This window comes from Syntrophorhabdaceae bacterium, from assembly GCA_028713955.1.
GTDB lineage: Bacteria > Desulfobacterota > Syntrophorhabdia > Syntrophorhabdales > Syntrophorhabdaceae > UBA5609.
In genome coordinates this window covers 1-3280 of sequence record JAQTNJ010000306.1, presented here as the reverse complement: position 1 = coordinate 3280, position 3280 = coordinate 1, and the positions used below count along the sequence as shown (strand labels likewise).

Genomic DNA, 3280 nt, shown 5'->3' with positions numbered 1-3280 from the left:
CGCAAAATTTCGTTAAGGCGCTCAACGGTGTTGTCATGTGACTTTGGCTCCAGGGCATACTTATCCTGCTTAATCTCCGCACAGAGCGTTGCCACCGCGGTACTGCCCGTGAATTCATCGAGACCAAACTCATAGGTGTCTTTGCTCTGCCCCGGCTTGTACTTTCTTTCGATCGTCAGATAATAGAGACCGAGGACGATATCCTGCGTCGGCACGATGATCGGCCTGCCGTTTGCCGGGGACAGTATGTTGTTTGTTGACATCATAAGCACCCGTGCCTCTGTTTGAGCCTCTACTGAAAGCGGTACATGGACTGCCATCTGGTCACCGTCAAAGTCCGCATTATAAGCAGGACAAACGAGCGGGTGTAATTGGATCGCTTTCCCGTCAATGAGCTGCGGTTCGAATGCCTGTATCCCCAGACGGTGGAGGGTTGGCGCCCTGTTCAAAAGGACCGGATGTTCTTTGATAACCTCTTCAAGGACATCCCATACCTCCGAACGCTCCTTTTCGACTATCTTCTTTGCGTTCTTGATCGTCGTGGCATATCCCTTTTTGATAAGCCGGTTATAGACAAAGGGCTTGAAGAGCTCCAGCGCCATGGATTTCGGAAGACCGCATTGATGCAATCTCAGCTCAGGACCCACTACAATAACTGACCTTCCGGAGTAGTCTACCCTCTTGCCAAGGAGGTTCTGACGGAACCTGCCTTGCTTTCCCCGCAACATGTCGCTTAAGGATTTAAGCGGTCTTTTACTTGCGCCGGTGACGACCCTGCCCCTCTTGGAGTTATCAAAAAGCGCGTCGACTGCCTCCTGGAGCATCCTTTTTTCATTCCTGATGATTATCTCCGGAGCATTAAGCTCCATCAGCCTTTTCAGCCTGTTATTCCTGTTAATGACCCTTCTGTAAAGATCATTCAGGTCAGAGGTGGCAAACCGGCCGCCGTCCAATGGCACAAGCGGTCTCAGTTCAGGCGGAAGCACGGGAATAATATCAAGGATCATCCATTCGGGCCTGACACCCGAGATCCGGAAGGCGTCAACAACCTTTAATCTTCTGGCGAGCTTCTTCTTTTTCGCATCACTTGTTGCATCTCTCATCTCGATCCTGATCGTTTTGCCAAGGTCATCGACATTGATCTTTCTCAGGCATTCCCTAATGGCCTCTGCCCCTATTCCTGCCGTAAATGGTTCGCCGAATTTTTCTTTTGCTTCAATATACCTCTCTTCCGTTATTATCTCGCAGAACTTATAGGGGGAATTGTCCGGCTCTATGACGATGTAGTTCTCAAAATAGAGGACCCGTTCCACCTCTTTTATCGACAGTTCAAGGAGGGTGCCGATCTTGCTGGGCATACTCTTCAGGAACCAGATGTGGGCAACAGGACAGGCGAGCTTGATATGTCCCATTCGCTCTCTCCTGACCTTCGACTGTATGACCTCCACACCGCATTTTTCGCAGACGATCCCTCTGTGTTTCATCCTCTTGTATTTTCCGCAGATGCACTCATAATCCTTTACAGGACCGAAGATCTTTGCGCAGAAAAGGCCGTCTCTCTCGGGCTTGAAGGTCCTGTAATTGATCGTCTCCGGCTTTTTGACTTCTCCGTAAGACCATTTTTCAATCAGTTCCGGCGATGCCAGAGATATTTTGATCGCTGTATAGCTTAAAGGGTCTTTTTGTTTATCGGACTTAAAATACTCTTCCAATTTACCCCTCCTTATTCTTCTTTCATGAGGTCTACATTAATACATAGACCCTGCAATTCTTTCACGAGGACATTAAAAGACTCAGGCAGATTCGGCTCAAGAACTTCCTCGCCTTTCACGATAGCCTCATATGCCCGTATCCTGCCGTTTACGTCGTCTGACTTGATAGTGAGGAATTCCTGAAGCGAAAAAGCGGCGCCATATCCTTCGAGCGCCCACACCTCCATCTCTCCAAGTCTCTGACCTCCAAACTGTGCCTTGCCGCCAAGCGGCTGCTGGGTCACGAGAGAATAGGGGCCGATTGACCTCGCATGTATCTTATCGTCAACGAGATGGTGCAATTTCAGAAAATACATATTGCCGATGGTAATCTTGTGATGGAAGGGGTCGCCGGTCCTTCCGTCGAACAGCGTTGTCTGCCTGTTATCAGACATACCGGCCATCTTGAACAATTCATTGATCTCTTCCTCTTTTGCTCCATCAAAAACCGGGACAGCGGTATGGATCCCGTCCCTCATCTGTTCTGCAAGCAGGACGATCTCGTCATCGTTCAATCTCTCGATAAAACCTTTTAATTCGTTGTTCGCAAAGATCCTCTTGAGCTGTTTTTTTATTACCTCAGGGGAGCAGCACTGCCTGTAATAGTTGTCAACCATTTCCCCTACCTTCTTGCCAAGTTCTTTTGCCGCCCAGCCGAGATGGGTCTCAAGTATCTGGCCGGCATTCATTCTTGACGGAACACCGAGAGGATTGAGAACGATATCGATGGGTGTGCCGTCTTCCGTAAAAGGCATATCCTCTTCAGGAAGAATGATGGAGACAATGCCTTTATTGCCGTGCCGACCGGATATCTTATCGCCTACCGCTACCTTTCTTTTCATTGCGACATATACTTTGATCGTCTTGATTACCCCGGGGGGTAATTCATCGCCTTTTTTGATCTTGTTGATCTTGTCTTCATAGATAAGCCTGATAAGCTCGACCTGGTTCTCTTTACTGTCAACAACCTTTGTGATCCTCGATTCCAGTTCCTCATTGCCAAAATCCATACGCTGGACCTTTTCAAAACTGATCAGGTTTATCTTTTCTTTCGTCAACGATTCGCCCTTCTTGGCAAGCATTCTCCCTTTATCATCCTTGATATCGGTGGGGGCGTTCTTACCGACAAGAAGCTCGGCTATCTTTGAACGCTTGCTGTCGATGATGATCTTTATCTGATCCTCCTGATCCTTCAGGATATTGGATATCTCTTTATCCTCGATGTCCCTGCTCCTGTCATCCTTATCTATTCCCCGTCTTGAGAGCACTTTAACGTCGGTTACGATACCTTCTATACCGTGTGGAACGCGTAAGCTCGTGTCCTTAACGTCCCCTGCCTTTTCACCAAAAATAGCCCGCAGAAGCTTTTCTTCGGGGGTCAACTGGGTTTCACCTTTTGGCGTCACCTTGCCGACAAGGATATCGCTGGGTCTTACTGTGGCCCCTATCCTCACGATACCGCTCTCGTCGAGGTCCTTCAGCGCCTCGTCACCGACATTGGGGATGTCTCTCGTAACCTCTTCTTTGCC

2 protein-coding genes are annotated in these 3280 nt (G+C 48.8%); both read right to left on the bottom strand.

The window, feature by feature from the left end:
- On the bottom strand, nt 1-1712 hold a 1712-nt coding region (locus PHU49_16185; protein ID MDD5245549.1), incomplete at its 3' end, for a DNA-directed RNA polymerase subunit beta'.
- 11 nt (nt 1713-1723) lie between these two features.
- A partial coding sequence (locus PHU49_16180; protein ID MDD5245548.1) for a hypothetical protein occupies nt 1724-3280 on the bottom strand: 1557 nt, incomplete at its 5' end.